Annotated in this window: 14 protein-coding genes; 5 read left to right on the top strand and 9 right to left on the bottom strand. The window is 69.3% G+C overall.

Annotated elements, in window-relative coordinates; all coding sequences use genetic code 11:
* Positions 1-64: 64 nt before the first annotated feature.
* From ACFV9C_RS18825 to ACFV9C_RS18795, 7 genes are all read right to left on the bottom strand, one after another.
* The gene (locus ACFV9C_RS18825; protein WP_380195174.1) at positions 65-1,015 is read right to left on the bottom strand and encodes a DivIVA domain-containing protein; all 951 of its coding nucleotides are present in this window, start codon (positions 1,013-1,015) and stop codon (positions 65-67) included.
* Between the two features lie 72 nt (positions 1,016-1,087).
* Positions 1,088-3,367: a kinetoplast-associated-like protein gene (locus ACFV9C_RS18820; RefSeq protein ID WP_380195172.1), complete on the bottom strand. Its 2,280-nt coding sequence runs from the start codon at positions 3,365-3,367 to the stop codon at positions 1,088-1,090.
* A 560-nt stretch (positions 3,368-3,927) separates the two neighbouring features.
* The gene (locus ACFV9C_RS18815; RefSeq protein WP_380195170.1) at positions 3,928-6,213 is read right to left on the bottom strand and encodes a right-handed parallel beta-helix repeat-containing protein; all 2,286 of its coding nucleotides are present in this window, start codon (positions 6,211-6,213) and stop codon (positions 3,928-3,930) included.
* A 135-nt stretch (positions 6,214-6,348) separates the two neighbouring features.
* Entirely contained in the window at positions 6,349-8,889 is a 2,541-nt protein-coding gene (locus ACFV9C_RS18810) for an ATP-dependent Clp protease ATP-binding subunit (RefSeq protein WP_380195168.1), read from the bottom strand.
* Between the two features lie 413 nt (positions 8,890-9,302).
* Positions 9,303-9,635, bottom strand: coding sequence for an Lsr2 family protein (locus tag ACFV9C_RS18805; RefSeq protein ID WP_380195167.1), 333 nt, complete (start codon positions 9,633-9,635; stop codon positions 9,303-9,305).
* A gap of 189 nt (positions 9,636-9,824) precedes the next feature.
* Entirely contained in the window at positions 9,825-11,345 is a 1,521-nt protein-coding gene (gene lysS / locus ACFV9C_RS18800; protein ID WP_380195165.1) for a lysine--tRNA ligase, read from the bottom strand.
* Positions 11,346-11,354: 9 nt separating this feature from the next.
* A complete protein-coding gene (locus ACFV9C_RS18795) occupies positions 11,355-12,566 on the bottom strand; it encodes an MFS transporter (RefSeq protein ID WP_380195164.1) in 1,212 nt (403 codons plus the stop codon).
* A 58-nt stretch (positions 12,567-12,624) separates the two neighbouring features.
* On the opposite strand from ACFV9C_RS18795, the gene ACFV9C_RS18790 reads away from it, so the two are divergent.
* The 4 genes from ACFV9C_RS18790 to ACFV9C_RS18775 are packed head-to-tail and all read left to right on the top strand — an operon-like array spanning position 12,625 to position 15,278.
* Positions 12,625-13,182, top strand: a complete 558-nt coding sequence (locus tag ACFV9C_RS18790; RefSeq protein ID WP_380195163.1) for an ArsR/SmtB family transcription factor — start codon at positions 12,625-12,627, stop codon at positions 13,180-13,182.
* Positions 13,183-13,238: 56 nt separating this feature from the next.
* A complete protein-coding gene (locus tag ACFV9C_RS18785; RefSeq protein ID WP_380195161.1) occupies positions 13,239-13,685 on the top strand; it encodes an NfeD family protein in 447 nt (148 codons plus the stop codon).
* Positions 13,673-14,569, top strand: a complete 897-nt coding sequence (locus ACFV9C_RS18780; protein ID WP_380195160.1) for an SPFH domain-containing protein — start codon at positions 13,673-13,675, stop codon at positions 14,567-14,569. Before ACFV9C_RS18785 ends, ACFV9C_RS18780 begins: the two co-directional genes overlap by 13 nt.
* Before the next feature lie 46 nt (positions 14,570-14,615).
* Positions 14,616-15,278: a DedA family protein gene (locus ACFV9C_RS18775; protein WP_380195159.1), complete on the top strand. Its 663-nt coding sequence runs from the start codon at positions 14,616-14,618 to the stop codon at positions 15,276-15,278.
* On the opposite strand, the gene ACFV9C_RS18770 is transcribed toward ACFV9C_RS18775, so the two are convergent.
* Positions 15,264-16,562, bottom strand: a complete 1,299-nt coding sequence (locus ACFV9C_RS18770) for a hypothetical protein (RefSeq protein WP_380195158.1) — start codon at positions 16,560-16,562, stop codon at positions 15,264-15,266. The genes ACFV9C_RS18775 and ACFV9C_RS18770 overlap by 15 nt on opposite strands.
* Before the next feature lie 127 nt (positions 16,563-16,689).
* Between ACFV9C_RS18770 and ACFV9C_RS18765 the strand changes: the two genes are divergently transcribed.
* Positions 16,690-17,250 (top strand): carboxymuconolactone decarboxylase family protein, encoded by a 561-nt coding sequence (locus ACFV9C_RS18765; RefSeq protein WP_380195156.1) that lies wholly within the window; start codon positions 16,690-16,692, stop codon positions 17,248-17,250.
* Here ACFV9C_RS18765 and ACFV9C_RS18760 read toward each other — a convergent pair.
* Positions 17,238-17,966, bottom strand: a complete 729-nt coding sequence (locus tag ACFV9C_RS18760; protein WP_380195155.1) for a multicopper oxidase domain-containing protein — start codon at positions 17,964-17,966, stop codon at positions 17,238-17,240. The genes ACFV9C_RS18765 and ACFV9C_RS18760 overlap by 13 nt on opposite strands.
* Between the last annotated feature and the right edge of the window lie 10 nt (positions 17,967-17,976).

Below are 17,976 nucleotides of genomic sequence, written 5' to 3'. Positions count from 1 at the left end.
ACTGCCCACAACAACCAAGAAGCCGGCTCGAGGGGTCGAGCCGGCTTCTCACGGGGTTGGTGTTTCAGTTCTTCTTGCTGCCGGTGGTGGCGTCCGCGTCGTCGTCGGCCAGCAGGTCGAGCGGCATCGCGGGCTGGCCGGACAGCGTCGCCAGCATCTGGCGGACGTTGGTCAGCTGCGCGTTGATGCTGTCCCGGCGCTGCGTCGCGGCCGCGAGCTCACGCTCGGACTCGGCGCGGATCCGCTCGGACTTGTCCTTCGCGGCGGCGACGATCTCCTGGGCCTGCCGGTTCGCGTCGGCCAGCTGCTGCTGGGACAACCGCTCGGCCTCGGAGCGCGACCGGTCGGCCTCTCGCTGCACCTGAGCAGCGCGGTCGGTGACGGCGGCCAGCTGCTGCTCGGCCAGCGCGGTACGGGCGGCGAACTCCTGCTCGACCTTGCCCCGGCGCTCGGCCAGGGTGGTCTCGAAGGCGGCCGCGGCCTGCGCGGACTTGGCCCGCTCCTGCTCGTACAGCGCCTGGGCCTCGCTACGGCGCGCAGTCGCGTCGCGCTCGGCCTCGTCACGCATGTCGTCGGCCTGGGTCCGGGCCTCCTCGAGGATCCGGGCGGCCTCGGCGTCGACCTCGCTCTTCCAGTCCAGGGAGTACTGCTCGGCCTCCTTGCGGACCTTCTTCGCGTGCGACTCGCCATCGGCGACGATCGCCTCCGCGTCGGTGCGAGCGCGGGTCACCAGGTCACGGGCCTCGTCGTCGGCCAGCGACAGGATCTTCGCCACCCGCTCACCGAACTCGGTGAACGTCGGCGCGCGGTCCTTCGAGTCCTCCTGGGCGGAGATAACAGCCGCCTCCGCAGCGTCCGTGCGGGACTGCAGCTCCTGAACGTGCCGCTGCAGCTGCTCGGACTGCTGCTGCAACGCGGTCAGGGAGGTGGTCAGCTCACGGATGTGCTGGTCCACCTGGGCAGGCTCGTAGCCACGCAGAACGGTACGGAACGGGGTTGGGCTTTCACTGCTCATGTTTTCCGATGCTCACTTCGATGGGTGGGTGGATCACACATTGTCACTGACAAGGATCTGACTGTCACGTCCTCATCCTGATTCCCCCGTGGAACCCTCACTGGAGGACATTCCACCACCTGGGCGGAACCCCGGTACAGCGAGTGCCTCGATCACACCCGAAAGCTGGGTGAGCTCCTTGGTGATCTCATCACGGCGCTGGTTCAGCGCCGCGACCCTCGCCTCGGCGTCGGCGAGAAGTTTGCGGGCCTGCGCACGCAGGTCGTCGGAGTGCTCGCGGGCCTGGGCCTCGATCTGCTGGGCCTCGGCGCGGGACCTCCGGATCAGCTCGTGCGACTGGCGCTGCGCCTCGGACAGGTCGTTCGCGGCGCGTTCCCGCAGTACCTGCGTACTCGCCTCGGCCTCGGCCTCGCGGCGGTTCGCGCGCTCGATGATCTCCCGGGCGTCGTCCGCCGCGGTCGTCTTCAGCCGGTCCGCGCGGGCCTGCGCCTGGGCGGTCACCTTCGCGGCCTGCTTCTCGGCCTCGGCCAGCTTCGCCTCCGCCTGCTCGCCGGCCGAGTACAGCGTGGTCTCGGCGAGCTGGGTCAGCTCGGCGTTCTCCTTGGCGATCGACTCCTGGGTCTGCTTCAGCCGGCTGGTCGAGCGGCCGACCACGCGGCGCAGGTGCGCGCGCTTCTGCTTCAGCAGCTCGGCCGCGTCGGCGGCGGCCCGGTCGCGGACCGACTGCGCCTCGGCCTCCGCGGCGGCGATCAGGCCGTCGACGGTCTGCTTGCTCCACGCGGTCTGCTTCTCGGCCTCCGCGAGCGCGGCCTCGGCGGTCTGGTTCGCCTCGTCGACGATCCGCTGCGCCTCGCCGGTCGCCGCCCGCCGGTCCGCGTCGATCGAGTCGACCACCAGCTTGGCCTGGGCGCGAGCGTCGGCCATCAGCCGCTCGTTGCCGGCCTCGGTCTCGGCCTTGCGTTCGGCGATCTCCGCGACCGCCTCGGCCCGGAGCTTGTCGATCTCCAGCTTGATCGCGGCCAGCTTGGCGCGTTCGGTCTCCTCGAGCTCCGCCGTACGGCGCTCCACCTCGGTCCGGTTCTCGCCGCGCAGCCGCTCGATCTCGGCGTGCGCCTCGGCGATCTCGACGCGGGACTTCTCCCGGGCGGCCTCGACCTCGCGCTCGACCGCGGCCCGGAGCTCGCTCGCCTCGGACTCGGCACGGGCGATCAGATCGGCCTCGTTGCGTACGGCGGCCTGCGACACCAGCGCGGCCTGCTCGCCCGCGTCCGCGACCAGCTGCTGTGCTTCCTTGCCGGCCCGGTCGACCGCGGTCTGCGCAGACTCGCGCGCCATCCGCGCGTCCTCGAGCAGCTCGTCGGCCTCGTCCTTGACCCGCTCGGCCGCGACCTCGGCCTCTTTGATCCGCCGATCGGCGGCTGCCTGCGACTCGGCCCGTAGCTTCTCGGCAGCGGCTTCGGTCGCCGCGGTCAGCGCGGCCGCCTCGGTCTCGCTCTTCTCCTTCAACGCCGCCGCCGCAGCCTCGCTCGCGGCGGTCACCGCGGCTGCCGCGGCTTCGCTTTCCCCCTTCAGCGCTGCGGCGGCCGCTTCGCTCTCGGTCCGCAGCCGCTCGGCGAGGGCCTCCGCCTCGGTCGTCATCCGGTCCGCAGCCGCAGCGGCCTCGGCGCGGACCCGCTCGGCCTCAGCCGTGGACTCGGACGTCAGCTGCTCCGCGGCGGCGGCAGCGTCCCGGCGTACCCGCTCAGCTTCGGCGGTCGACTCGGAAGTCAGTCGGTCGGCAACGGCTGCAGCGTCTCGACGTACCCGCTCGGCTTCGGCCGTGGACTCGGAGGTCAGCTGGTCCGCGGTGGCGGCAGCGTCCCGGCGTACTCGCTCGGCCTCGACTGTGGAGCGGGAGACGAGTTGGTCGGCCTCGGCGGTGGATTCGGCCTGTAGCTGGGCGGCGGCCGCGGCAGCTTCGGACTGGACGCGGTCGGCCTCGGCGGTGGATTCGGCGCGGAGGCGGGCGGCGGCCTCTGTGGCCTCGGAGCGGACCCGGGCGGCGTCGGCCTCGGACTCGGTACGGAGCTGCTCGGCGGCCCGCTCGGCGTCGTTCAGGACCCGCTGGGCGGCGGTCATGGCGTCGGCGCGGAGCTTCTTCGCGGCGGCGTCGGCCTCGGCCTTCAGCCGCTCGTTCGCGGCCCGGATCCGGCTCGCCTCGTCGCGGGCGAGGTCGTTCTCCCGCTCGGCCTGCTCGCGGAGCGTGTCGGCGATCCGCTGCGCCCGTTCGAGCACCCCGCCCGCCTGCCGCACGCCAAAGGAACCGGTGTCGGCGACCGGTTCCTGGGTCAGCGGCAGACGCGGAGCGTCCATGCGACGAGATGATTCCATCACCGGCCCCCTTTCCGACAGTCCGGGTCCGAACAGCGTGGTCACAGGGTTACAACGCGGTAGACAGGCGGTAGGTAACTGCTTCGGCAGCAGTCGCGCGATCTTCCCATCGAAACCTCGGCGAGCGCGAGTCGTAGTGCCATCGGAATGATCACGCTCCGCAGGACGATACGACCAATCAGTAGCCTCCGCGCAAATCCCGCGTGTCTTCCCGGTACGCCGCAACACCCCGCAGTACTGGCCACTCGTCAAGAACCCAATGCGGCCTGTACCACTCCAACCGGCAGTCGTTGCCGGTCCTGGTGGGTTGCAGGCGTGGGCGGGGGTGAAGATCAACAGGAGGTGTCGGTCCGCAGACCGTTGCGTGCAGGCTCAGGCACGGCCTGTGGAGGGTGTCGCCGGGGTGTACGTCCTGTTGGTCTTCGCGTCCTCGACTGTCGCGGCTGCCGGGGCCAGCCCCTGACTACCCCCGCCGATCGCGAAGAGCCCGGCAAGCCCCCGCGCTTCCACGCGGGGGCTTGTCGGTGGTTGAAGGGCCGGGACTACTTGCCGTTCCAGGTGGCTAGGACTTGGAGGTGGGTCCAGGGGATGTGGGTCAGGGAGCCGGTGAGGCCGGCGTTGGCGAGGATGCCGCCGGGGCGCATGCCGTCGCCGGGGTGTTGCCAGGGGGAGCGGGCGGGGTCGGTCAGGTCGTCGCCGGCTACGCCGATGCCGCTGAGGGGGCCGGGGCCGCCGCTGTCGAGGACGTAGCCGCCGTACTTCTGCAGCGTCACGCAGATCATCTTCTCGCCGCTCGACGCCCCCGGCAGGGCGGCGCAGTCGACCGCGGGGTCGAGTTGGAGCCGGGCGCCCATCGGTACGCACGACGCGCCCGAGCCGTTCCCGTCGGACTTGCCGGCCGGGGCGCGGAACGTACCGCAGCTCGTCGTCGAGGTGAAGTACAGGGCGTGGTTGATCGCGCCGGTCTCGACCTCGCTGTTGAGGATGAAGCCCGCGCCGGCCTGGACCTCGGCGCCGGTGCCGACGCCCGACGTCTTCGATTCGCTGCCGCCGCCGCTCGCGGCCGGCCAGGTACCGCCGCAGGAGCCGTTCCAGGTGCCGCTCTCCTTGCTCGCGCCCCAGATCGACTTCACCGTCTTGTCGTCCTTGTTGTAGACGACGATCCACTCGTCACCCGGGGACGGGACCTCGCGGGTCGCGTAGTCGGGGATGTGGATGCCGTCGCCGACCGAGCAGCCCCAGTCCTGGCTGAACGCCGGGTGGTACAGCGGATCCGCGTTGCTCGCCGTGTACACGGTGATCTGCCACTCGGGGCCGTTCACCCGCGGGGTGTCGCCGCCGATGCTGTTCACGATCGCGGCCGAGTTCGGGTCGAGCCGCGGCGCGGCCGGGATCACCGAGCGGAAGTAGTCCGCCGACCCGTCCGCCCCGGTGAACAGGTCCCCCGGCCCCGGCTGCCGCGGATCGAACCCCGTACCCGGCGGAGTGGTAGGCGTCGGCCGAGGAGAGGACGTCGGCCCCACAGTCGGCGTCGGAGACGGAGTCGGCGTGGGCGTCGGCGTGGGCGTCGGCGTGGGCGTCGGGGTCGGCTTCGGGGTCGGCTTCGGCGTGCCGCCGGTGGGGGTTTCGTACGCTCCGAGGTCGACGCCCGCACCCTGCGGACGCGTCACCCTGTCGTGGTCTTTCGCCGGAGCCCCGGTGGGACTCCCCGCGTCGACCGCCCCCGAGCCGGCCTTCAGATGAAAGTCCCCGGCCGCGGGATCGACGAACCCGGGATCACCCGTCAGGTTGTGATCGGCCGCGAACCCGCCCCCGATCCCGGCGTCGTTCCCGGCGAAGATCGTGTTGCGTACGACGTTCCCGGCTCCGGACACCTCCGACGCCCCGACGATCCCCGGCCGCGGGTTGTTCGCGATCGTGTTGTTGACGATGCTGATCCCGGAGATCGTCCCGCTGCTCTCCTTCCAGAACGAGATGCCGCCGCCCGCGTTCCCGTACGACACGTTGTTGTAGATCCGGATGTCCTGCGCCTTCCGCGACGACGAGTAGTCCTCGACCGCGACCGCGATCCCGGCCTTGCTCGACTCCTTCGCGCCGTACACCGTGTTCGCGTACACGAGGACGCCGGTGGACGAGTCGACGTAGATGTTCGGCCCGCGGTTGTCGTGCACCGAGTTGCCGTGGATCGCGCCCCGGGCGTCGTCGTCGTACTTGGCGTCGATGCCCTCTTCGCCGTTGTCGTGCACGTGGTTGCCGAAGACGTCGAACCGGGTCGTGCCCTCGCCCATCGTGATCGCCTCGTGCGAGGCGCCGGTGCCCTTGTCGTTGTTGTTGTGTACGTCGCAGCCGTCCACGACGATGTCGCTGCCGCCGAGGATCACCAGCCCACCGTTCGACGACGACGCCACCTCGCAGTGCAGGAACGTGATGTGCGACGCCTTCGACCCGAACACGCCGTGGGTCGGCGAATTGGTGACGCTGATGCCCTCGAACCGCAGCCACGACCTGCCGTCCAGGTCGAGCAGCCCGTCGCCGGACGCCAACTGCTTCTTCCCGTCCAGTACGACGTGGGCGCCGGGTGCGGCCCGGTACACGATCTCCTTCCCGGCCGCACCGCTCCGAGGCGTCAGCGCCTCCTGGTACGTGCCGGCCGAGATGAGGATGGTGTCCCCGGGCCGGGAGGCGTCGGCGGCGGCCTGGATGGTGCTGAACTGTGCACCCGACTTCGCCACCGTCAGCGTTCGACCCGCGGTGTCGGCGCGAGCACTCTGGACGAGGGGTACGGCGAGCAGCGTGACCGCTGTCGCGAGACTGATCAGTCTGTTCATCGAGGATCCTTTGCGAGGCCGGTAGGTGTCCGCTGTGGTCAGCGTCCGCCGGCCTGCTGGAATCTCGATGACACCTCGATGACAAACGACCAGGGCCCCACGCCGAAGCGTGGGGCCCTGGTGCGGATCAGCCGATCAGGAGTCCTGAACGCCGGTGCTACCGCCGCCGGTGGTCAGGTCGGTGAGCTCCAGGTCGGAGGTCGAGGACCGCTGGTTCCCGGTGAAGGTGAAGTACTGGGTCAGGCCGTCGGCGTCGACCGTGCCTTCCGGTGCCGCGTCGACCAGGACGATCTGGCCGGGACGCAGTTCCCCGAACAGGATCTTCTCGGCCAGCACGTCCTCCACGTCACGCTGCAACGCGCGGCGCAGCGGGCGAGCACCCAGGACCGGGTCGAAACCACGCTTCGCGGCGAGTTCCTTCGCCGCCGGCGTGAGCTCGATGCCCATGTCCTTGTCCTTCAGCCGCAGCTCGATCTGGGCCACCATCAGGTCGACGATCTTGACGATGTCTTCCATCGTGTGCTGGTGGAAGACCACGATCTCGTCGACGCGGTTCAGGAACTCCGGGCGGAAGTGCTGCTTCAGCTCCTCGGTCACCTTCGACTTCATCTTCTCGTACCCGCCGACGGTGTCGCTGGCCTGCGAGAAGCCGAGGCTGCCGCGGGCGATGTCCTTGGTACCGAGGTTCGTGGTCATGATGATCACGGTGTTCTTGAAGTCGACCACGCGGCCCTGGGCGTCGGTCAGGCGACCTTCGTCCAGGATCTGCAGCAGCGAGTTGAAGATGTCCGGGTGGGCCTTCTCCACCTCGTCGAACAGCACCACGCTGAACGGCTTGCGGCGGACCTTCTCGGTCAGCTGGCCACCCTCTTCGTAGCCGACGTACCCCGGAGGCGAGCCGAACAGCCGGGAGGCCGTGTGCTTCTCCGAGTACTCCGACATGTCGAGGCTGATCAGTGCGTTCTCGTCGCCGAACAGGAACTCGGTCAGCGCCTTGGACAGCTCGGTCTTACCGACACCGGACGGGCCGGCGAAGATGAACGAGCCGCTCGGGCGGCGCGGGTCCTTCAGGCCGGCGCGCGTACGCCGGATCGAGCGGGACAGCGCCTTGACCGCGTCGACCTGGCCGATGTACCGCTTGGCCAGCTCCTTCTCCATGTCCAGCAGCCGCGAGGATTCCTCCTCGGTCAGCTTGAAGACGGGGATGCCGGTCGCGGTGCTGAGCACCTCGGCGATCAGCTCCTCGTCGACCTCGGCGACGACGTCCATGTCGCCGGCCTTCCACTGCTTCTCACGCTCGGACTTCGCGTTGATCAGCTTCTTCTCGTCGTCCCGCAGCCGGGCGGCGCGCTCGAAGTCCTGCGCGTCGATCGCCGACTCCTTCTCCCGGCGGACCGTCGCGATCTTCTCGTCGAACTCGCGCAGGTCCGGCGGAGCCGTCATCCGGCGGATCCGCAACCGGGCACCGGCCTCGTCGATCAGGTCGATCGCCTTGTCCGGCAGGAACCGGTCCGAGATGTACCGGTCGGCCATCTGGGCCGCGTTCACCAGCGCGGCGTCGGTGATCGTCACCCGGTGGTGCGCCTCGTACCGGTCGCGGAGGCCCTTGAGGATCTCGATCGTGTGCGCGATCGAGGGCTCGGCCACCTGGATCGGCTGGAACCGGCGCTCCAGCGCGGCGTCCTTCTCGACGTACTTGCGGTACTCGTCGAGGGTGGTGGCGCCGATCGTCTGCAGCTCGCCGCGGGCCAGCATCGGCTTCAGGATGCTCGCCGCGTCGATCGCGCCCTCGGCCGCGCCGGCCCCGACGAGGGTGTGGATCTCGTCGATGAACAGCACGATGTCGCCGCGGGTGCGGATCTCCTTCAGCACCTTCTTCAGGCGCTCCTCGAAGTCACCGCGATAACGGGACCCAGCTACGAGTGCGCCCAGGTCGAGGGAGTAGATCTGCTTGTCCTTCAGCGTCTCCGGGACGTCACCACGGACGATCTGCTGGGCCAGACCTTCCACGATGGCGGTCTTGCCGACACCCGGCTCACCGATCAGGACAGGGTTGTTCTTGGTACGCCGGGACAGCACCTGCATGACCCGCTCGATCTCGGTCTCCCGGCCGATCACCGGGTCGAGCTTCGCCTCGCGGGCCGACTGAGTGTAGTTCCGGCCGAACTGGTCGAGCACCAGGGAACTGCTCGGGGCGTCGCCCTGGTTCCCGGTGCCGGGCGCGGTGGTCTCCTTGCCCTGGTACCCGCTGAGCAGCTGGATGACCTGCTGCCGGACCTTGTTCAGGTCCGCTCCGAGCTTGACCAGGACCTGCGCGGCGACACCCTCACCCTCGCGGATGAGGCCGAGCAGGATGTGCTCGGTGCCGATGTAGTTGTGGCCCAACTGCAGGGCCTCACGCAGGGAGAGCTCCAGCACCTTCTTGGCGCGGGGGGTGAACGGGATGTGCCCGCTCGGTGCCTGCTGCCCCTGGCCGATGATCTCCTCGACCTGGGAGCGAACGGCCTCGAGCGAGATACCCAGGCTCTCGAGAGCCTTGGCGGCGACCCCTTCACCCTCGTGGATCAGGCCGAGCAGGATGTGCTCGGTCCCGATGTAGTTGTGGCTGAGCATCCTGGCCTCTTCCTGAGCCAGGACGACTACCCGACGGGCGCGGTCCGTAAATCGTTCAAACATCGCCAAAGCGCTCCTTGCCTCAGAGGAGTCGGACGTGCCGTGTTGGCCGACCCCCGTACATGCATGCTAGTCCCCGGCACCGACAGGCTCGCTCTCGGCGAACACCCGATCACGCTTCCGGTCGCTGCCCGGTGGGCATCACAAGGGAACAACCGACCGGATCTCCAGCGTGTTCCCGCGTGACCGCGGCAGGACAGCTTGTTCGCCACCAGCGAATTCCGCGAACTACCTGTCCGGTCAGTCACCGGAGCCGACACGCCCGCGTCCCACTCTGTGAAACAACCGGAATGCGGACGGCCCTGACACCCCCTTTGGGCGCCAGGACCGGCGACAACTGAAAACCTACCCACCCCACCGAGCGAGGCCGGGAGTGTAAAACCCACCCACCCCGCCGAGCGGAGCGAGGCGGGGAGTTACTTCGCGTCGTTGTACGCCGCGCGCACCTCGGCGGAGATCCGGCCGCGCTCGCTGACGTCGTACCCGTTCTCCTTCGCCCAGGCCCGGATGTCCGCGGAGTCCGAGGCCGAACGGCCGCCGCGCCCGCGGGCCCGGCCCGCCGCGCCCCGGCGGCCGGCCACCCGGCGGCCGTTGCCGACGTACGCGGCCAGCGCGTCGCGCAGTTTTGCGGCGTTCTTCTTGGACAGGTCGATCTCGTAGGTCGTTCCGTCCAGCCCGAATGTGACGGTCTCGTCGGCCTTACCGCCGTCGAGATCGTCCTCGAGAACCACCTGCACCCTTTGCGCCATCGATGACAACCTTTCCGCGCCGAATTGTTAGCACCTGATTTGTACCGCACAAACCGGGCCCGTGTCATTCATCAACACTGCGCAAGCGTCGTGACCAAGAGTATTCACGGGTTCTGAAACCGGCTGGACCGGAATCAATTCGACCCTGAATTTGCTGGTCCGGTCCGTTGTGCTATGCAACTACCAGATTCACTCCGGGCGGAGCAACGGGAACAGAATCGTCTCCCGGATACCGGTCCCGGTGAGCAGCATCACCAACCGGTCGAGGCCCATCCCCATACCACCGGCCGGCGGCATGCCGAATTCCATTGCGCGGAGGAAGTCCTCGTCGAGTTCCATCGCCTCCGGATCGCCGGCCGCGGCCTGGATCGACTGCGCCTCCAGGCGATCGCGCTGGATCACCGGGTCGTTCAGCTCCGAGTACGCGACCCCGAGCTCGACGCCGTTGAAGAACAGGTCCCAGGCCTCGACCAGTCCCGGAATTTCCCGGTGCGGCTTCGCCAGCGGCCGCGCCGACTCCGGATAGTCGCGGACAAACGTGGGCTGGATCAGCGTGTGCTCGCAGAGCTTCTCGAACAAGTCGACGGCGATCTCACCGGCATTCCGGCCGGGCTGGAGCTCGACCTCGTGCTGCTCGGCCAACTTCAGCAGCGTGGCCAGGTCGGTGGTCACGTCGACGCTCTCGCCGACCGCTTCGGACAGCAGCCCGAAAAGCGTCGCGTGCCGGAACGGCTGCTCGACGTCGATGGCCTGCCCGTCGCGCCCGGTGACCGTCGTCCGGCCGATCGCGCGGCCGGAGTTCCGGATCAGCTCCTGGATCAGCTCGGCCATCGTGTCGTAATCGCCGTACGCCTGATACGCCTCGATCATCGAGAATTCCGCCGAGTGGGTGGAGTCCAGGCCCTCGTTACGGAACGTGCGGCCGATCTCGTAGACCCGGTCGACGCCGCCGATCATCGCCCGCTTCAGGTCCAGCTCGAGCGCGATCCGGAGCTTCATCTCCTGGTCGAACGCGTTCAGATGGGTCGCGAACGGGCGCGCCGCGGCACCGCCGTTGGTCAGCTGCAGCACCGGCGTCTCGACCTCGACGAAGCCGTGGTCGTCGTACGTCTGCCGCAGCGCCTTCAGTACGGCGGCCTTGGCGCGGACCATGTCCCGGGCCTCCGGGCGGACGATCAGGTCGACGTACCGCATCCGGACCCGGGCCTCTTCGCTGAGCGGCTTGTGCTCGTTCGGCAGCGGGCGGAGGGTCTTCGCGGCCATCTGCCACGCGGTGGCCTGCACGGACAGCTCGCCGCGCCGGCTGGTGATCACCTCGCCCTGGACCGCCAGCAGGTCGCCGATGTCGACGAGCTGCTTGAACCGGGCCAGCTCCTCCTCGCCCAGGTCGGCCAGCGACAGCATCACCTGGAGCTCGGTCCCGTCGCCCTCGCGGAGCCGTACGAAGCAGAGCTTGCCGGTGTTGCGCAGGAAGATCACCCGGCCGGTCACGGACACCTGCTCACCGGTCCTGGTGTCGGCCTCCAGCTCCTGCGCGTCGTACTTCGCCCGCAGGTCCTTCAGCAGGTGCGTCCGCGGCACCGAGATCGGGTATGGCGGCACTCCTTCCGCCAGCAGGCGGTCACGCTTCTCCCGGCGAACCCGCATCTGCTCGGGCAGGTCGTCCTGCCCGCTGTCGGGGTTCACCGGGTCCACGTGTGTATCAGTCATGCCTTAAGGCTAGTGACTGACGGCCTCCAGCTCCGAATCCTTTGTTCGTACGACGAGCACGCCGGCGACCGCCGCCGCGACCGCGCAGGCCAGACCACAGGTGACGAACGTCCCGCGCGGACCGAGCAGCGCGGCCGCCGTACCGCCCAGGAGCAGGGCGAGGATGCTGAACGTGCGGACCGTGCCGTTCAGGGCGGCGATCACCCGGCCGCGGACGTTCTCGGCGGACCTTGTCACGATCAGGGAGCTGGTCGCGGCGTTGAGCATTCCGCTGCCGATACCGATCGTGGTCGCACCGATCATCAGCGTGACGATGTTGCCGGCCACGCCCATCAGGACGCACGAACCACCGATGGCAGCCATACCCGCGATGACAGCCCGGGAGCGCGTTCCGTCGGAGTGCAAGCGGCCGGTGTACGACGAGCCCACGATGGCGCCGAGGCCGGTGGCCGCGCCCGCGGCGCCATAGAGGGCGGGGCCGAGGCCTAGCTCGCCGGTGATCAGGAAAACCTCGACCACGTTGACCGCCTCGCCGACCACCACGAACAGCCAGAGCGCCGGCACCAGGATCCGCAGGATGTTGTCGCCGAAGATCGCCCGCAGCCCGGCCGTCACGCCACCCTTCTCGACCTCGCTGCCCGGCTCGGGGCGACGGCGGGTGCGGACCAGCTGCGCGACGAAGACCAGGACCAGGAAGGTCGAGGCGTCGACCAGCAGCGCATCGCGGCTGCCGGCCCCGCCGACCAGGACCCCGCCCGCGGCCGAGCCGGCCAGGGTCGCGACGCCGATCAGCGCCTGACTGGCCCCGGTGGTACGGCCGACCAGCTCCTCGCCGACGATCCGCGGGATCAGCGCGCCCCACGCGGGACCGGCGACCGCCTGGCCGATCTGCAGTACGCAGACCAGCGCGATCGTGTGCACCAGGTCGTTCACGAACGCGAGCCCGATGCCCGCGGCCACCTGCAGCAACCCCGACCAGACCAGCACGGTCCGCGAGTCGTACCCGTCCACGATCCGGCCCGCGAACGGGATCATCGCGACCGTCGGTACGGCGAACGCGAGCAGCAGCGCGGTCACCCCGGCCGGACCGTGGCTGTCGGAGACCCGCAGCATCAGCGCGATCATCGCGATCGAGTCGCCGGCGTAGGACAGCGCGCGAGCCGGCAGGACCAGGCGGATGTCGCGGTACGACCAGATCGAGGTCTGAAGTGGTTGCTTCATAGTTGTGAAGTAAACACTTCAGACTTGACGCCGTCAAGCGGTTCGCTACGCTGACCTCGTGGGTACGAAGAAACGGCTGGTGATCACTGATCCGCGGGCAATCCGCGCGCTCGCGCATCCGGCCCGGCAGCGGGTCATCGACGAGCTGTTCAACGGCAAGGTGCTGACCGCGACCGAATGCGCGGAACTCGCCGGGCTGACCCCATCGGCGATGAGCTACCACCTGCGCGCACTGGAGAAGTGGGGCATCATCCAGCGCGCCGACGAGTCCGCCGACGGCCGCGAACGCCCCTGGAAGGCGCCGGCCCGGAGCCTGGTCATCTCCTCGCAGTCGACGGGCGCCGGCCGGGCCGCCGGCCAGGCGATGGTCCGCAGTACGGCGGACGCCGTCATCAACATGTTCGCGGAGATCGACGCGGACGACCCGTGGGACGACGTCAGCTCGCTGAGCCGATCCCGGTTGTGGCTGAACCACGACGAGGCGAAGGAACTCGGCAAGGAGCTGACCGAGGTGATCAACCGGTTCGAGAAGAAGCGGTCGTCCAAGGGGCCGGCGCCGGGGTCGCGGCAGGTCAGCACGCTGATCGCCGTGGTGCCGAGCCCGGAGCAGAGCTGAACCGTTAGCTGCCTGGTTTCGTATCTCGGAGTACCTTCGAAGTAGAGGTGCTCCGCATGCAGTCGTGGATCCTGTGGTCGATCGTCGCGGCCGTCCTCGGCACGGCCGAGTTGATGACGGCGACCTTCGACCTGCTCCTGCTCGCCGTCGCCGCGGTGGCCGCGGCCGGGGTCGGCGCGATCGGGCTCGGGATCGGCTTCCAGGTGGTGGCGTTCGCGGTCACCGCGGGCGCCATGATCACGCTGGTCCGCCCGGTGGCGCGCCGGCACCTGACCGGCCACCCGGGCCTGCGCACCGGCGTCGCGGCACTGGTCGGGCGGGAGGCCGTCGTACTGGCCGCCTGTGACCGCGACGCCGGCCGGGTCCGGATCGGCGGCGAGGAATGGAGCGCCCGGTCCTACGACCCCGACCTGCACATCCCCGCGGGCACCCGGGTCGACGTGTTCGCCATCGAGGGGGCAACCGCCCTCGTCCATCCCCAGGAGGAACCATGGCCGAACTGATCATCGGAATCGTCGTCGCGTTGCTCGCCGTCGTGCTGGTACTGCGGACCGTGCGGATCGTCCCGCAGGCCCGGGCCAGCAACGTCGAGCGCCTCGGCCGGTACCTGCGCACGCTGGAACCCGGCCTGAACGTGGTGATCCCGTTCGTCGACCGCCCCCGCCAGCTGATCGACCTGCGCGAACAGGTGGTGTCCTTCGAGCCGAACTCTGTCATCACCGAGGACAACCTGGTCGTGCACATCGACACCGTGCTCTACTTCCAGGTCACCGACCCGCGCGCCGCGGCGTACGAGATCCAGAACTACATCCAGGCGATCGAGCAGCTGACCGTGACCACCCTGCGGAACGTGATCGGCGCGCTGGACCTGGAGAAGACGCTGACGTCGCGCGAGCACATCAACTCGATCCTGCGCGGGGTCCTGGACGAGGCGTCCGGCAAGTGGGGCATCCGGGTGAACCGGGTCGAGCTGAAGGCGATCGAGCCGCCGGCGTCGATCAAGGAGTCGATGGAGAAGCAGATGCGGGCCGAGCGGGAGAAGCGGGCCGCGATCCTGAACGCCGAGGGCGCGCGGCAGTCCCGGATCCTGACGGCCGAGGGCGACCGGCAGGCGGCGATCCTGCGGGCCGAGGGCCAGGCGAAGGCGATCGACACGGTGTTCGAGGCGATCCACCGCAACGACCCGGACCCGAAGCTGCTCGCGTACCAGTACCTGCAGATGCTGCCCGAGCTGGCGAAGGGCCCCGGCAACACGTTCTGGGTGATCCCGTCCGAGGTCACGTCGGCGCTGCAGAGCGTCACGAAGGCGTTCACCGGCGAGGCACCGAAGATTGCGTTGGAGGTCCCGTCCGAGAACGGGCACGACCCTGAAATCACCCCGAGATAGTTGCCCCTACACCACATCGGTTGTCTCTCGATGTCACTATGGGTGCATGGGGGAACCTCTGCTGATCGCTCAGGCCATCGCCATCCCGACCGGTGTCGCCGTGCTGGCGTACCTGGTGGTCGGACTCGTCATCGGCGTGGAGAGCATGGGGGTGCCGCTGCCCGGTGAGACCACGCTGATCGCGGCGGCGCTGCTCGCCTCGCAGCACCACCTGAAGATCGAGTTCGTGATCCTGGCGGCCGCGCTCGGCGCGATCGTCGGCGACTCGATCGGGTACTTCATCGGCCGGAAGGCGGGTCGCGGCCTGTTCGAGCGGCTCGGGCGGCGGTTCCACCACTTCTCCGAGGAACGGATCGTCAAGGCCGAGAAGTACTTCCACAAGTACGGCGTCTGGACCGTGTTCTTCGGCCGGTTCGTCGCGCTGCTGCGGATCTTCGCGGGCCCGATGGCCGGCATGCTGCGGATGCACTACCCACGGTTCCTGGCCGCGAACGCGGCCGGCGGCATCGCCTGGGCGACCACGATCGGCGTGGTCGCGTACAAGATCGGCGACAACGCCGACAAGATCTTCGGCCGGGTCTCGGTCGGCGCGCTGATCGCGATCGCGGTGCTCGCGGTCGGGCTCTACGTCGTACACAAGGTCCGCAAGCGCCGCCGCGAGCAGGCCGAGTCGGCAGCTACCGCGGCGGTCGAGTCAGCGGACGTGTAGCTGCAGCTGCGGGGTGACGATCCCGTCCATCGGCCGGCCGAACATCATCCCGCCCGGCACCACGATCCGGTAGACGAAGTCGCCCGGCTGCGCGGCCTTGAACGCCAGCGCGGCCTTCCCGTTCCGCATTGCCAGCGCCTTCGCCGGCATCCACCGCCGGGTCTGCCGGTTCCAGGCCTGCAGCATCACGGTCGTGTTCATGGCCGGCAGCACCGCGACGGAGACAGTCACCATCGAGCCCTTGGCCTTCGCGGTGTCCCCGCCCACGAACCCGGCGGACGCGATCCGCACCACGGTCTTGGTGTACCCCGGCCTGCTGGTCGACGTACCCGTGAACGAGCCGCCCTTCGCCGTCACCGGCACGGTGATCTTGTACGGCCGGCTCCCGGACGTCGGTACGGCGATGTCGTAGTATCCGCCTCCGGTCGTCGCGCCCCGGGCCGCCGGGGTCCAGCGGGCGCCGGGCGTGACCTGCGTCAGCACCACGACCGGTACGCCGGCCGGGGTCGCCCGCCGGGTGATGCACGGCGAATCGAGATCGCACGAGACCTGGTGCAGGATGACCCGTCCGCGGGCCCGGATCGGGACGCCGTACTGCGCCTTCGGCGGGACCACGCCGCTGATCGTGCTGGTCAGTCCGAGGACGTCGCCGCCGGCCCGGGCGCTCCACTCGTTCTGCGCGCGGAGCTGGAAGACGTACGGCGGTTTGATGCTCTTGATCAGCTGCTGGTTCGCCGTGGTCGCCGGGCCGATCGCCGTCAGCATCTCCCCCGGCCGGCCGATCATCGGCACGTACCGCTGGGTCTTCTTGCCCGTCACGTCCAGCGGGTCGTTCGGGGTGAAGTCCTGCGGCGCGACCGGCACCGACCAGCGGATCAGCACGCCGCGGCCCTGCTGCGCGACGGTGGCCGCGCTCGGGCGCACCGGGCCGTCGGTGTCGAAGACCGGCGACTTGGACGGCTTGCTGGTCACACCGCCCTGCGACGTACCGGTCGCGAGGACGATCTTGTAGTTCCCGTCCGGCGGGAACTCCGAAGTCGGGATCTCCCACCGGTTCGGGTCGCCGGCCGGGATGTACTTCACGTACGACGGGCTCTCGCTGAGCACGCCCTCGATCGTGATCCGGTTCGGCTGCCCGGTGTCCTTCCAGGTGACCACGACCGCCGAGCGGCCCTTGGGCGCCCAGGCCACCGCGACATCGGTCGGCGCCGGGTCCGAGGCACAGGCGGTCAGGCAGCACGCCCCCGCCACCACCGCCAGCGCTACGGCGAGCACTCGCCGCACTCCGACCACCTCCGCCTCACGACTGACCGGGTGAACCATACCCAGTCGACGGTGCCGACTCCCCAGGGCCGTTGCCGGATCGGTATGCCGCACCTACCGTGAGAGAAGCCACAGAGGGGGGACCAACATGGCTTTCATCAGGACGCCCGAGGATCCCACGTTCTTCGACGCGAACCGAGCAGCGGCCGGGCACGTGCCCAACTTCGTCCGCACCTTCGCTGCGCGACCTGCCGTGTACGAAGCGTGGAAGCAGCTGAACGGCGCGATCAAGGAGTCGATGGACCTGCGCCGCTACGAACTCGCCACGCTGGCCGCGGCGACCGCACTGAAGTCCAGCTACTGCAGCCTCGCGCACGGCCAGGTACTGGCGGACAAGTTCTACACCGCCGAGGAGGTTGCGGCCCTGACCGAAGAACCGCCGAACGATCCGGTCGACCGCGCGGTGATGGCCTTCGCCCGCCAGGTCGCGCTGGGCGCCGACACGGTCACCCAGGCGGACGTCGACCAACTGAAGGCGCTCGGCCTGACCGACACCGACGTACTGGACGTAGCCCTCGCCGCAGCAGCCCGCGCGTTCTTCTCGAAAACACTCGACGCCACCGGAACCCAGCCCGACTCGGCGTTCAACACCCTGCCCGACGTCCTACGAACCGCACTCACGGTCGGGCGACCGATCTACTCGGGCTGATTCGCGGACGGGCCGCCCAGGTGGTATTTCGTGGTTACGCCGGTGTACATCAGGTGGGTGACGAGGCCCTGGGTGGCGTGGGGCAGGCCTTCACGCCCGGGTTTGCCGTCGAAGAACCCGAAGTGCCGGCCGATGTCGTACCGGAGCAGCCGGTCCGCCTTCGCCGGGTCGAAACCGAGCGGCTTCGGCGACCCGTGACCGAGCAGGTCGACCCGATCCGCGGGTGCCGGCCCGGCCGGAGCGTCGCCGTTCCCGATCACGAGCGTGGTCGGCGCGTTCGCGTCGGTGCCGTCGACCGCCAGCACTTTGTAGGGCGCACCATCGACCCAGACCGCCATCGGCCCGTTGTCGGTGTTGACCAGCCGGACGCGGGCCGTCGGTCCCGGTGCCGGCACGCGACGTTCGCCGTACTCACCGTTGACCGTCCGGATCTTGCCGTACGTGTGCACGGCCGCGACGACGTCCTGTGCCGTCACGTACGGCTGGCCGGGCTGCACCGCGTTCTGTGTCACGCCCGCGACACCGTCCTCGGCGTTCGGTACGTCGACACCGTGCCAGTGCAGGGTCATGCCGTCGGCGATGTTCTCGTTGTGCAGCGTGACCTGCACCAGATCCCCTTGCTGTGCGACGATCCGGGGCCCCGGCGACGTGTGGTTCAACGTGTACCCGTCGGTCGGGCCGCGGCCGGGGATGTCGAAGCGTTCCTTGCGTGCCACCAGGTCCACC

Source organism: Kribbella sp. NPDC059898, assembly GCF_042730855.1.
Taxonomy (GTDB): domain Bacteria; phylum Actinomycetota; class Actinomycetes; order Propionibacteriales; family Kribbellaceae; genus Kribbella.
The sequence above is the reverse complement of the archived record's forward strand: the minus strand, read 5'-3'. Positions and strand labels throughout refer to the sequence as shown.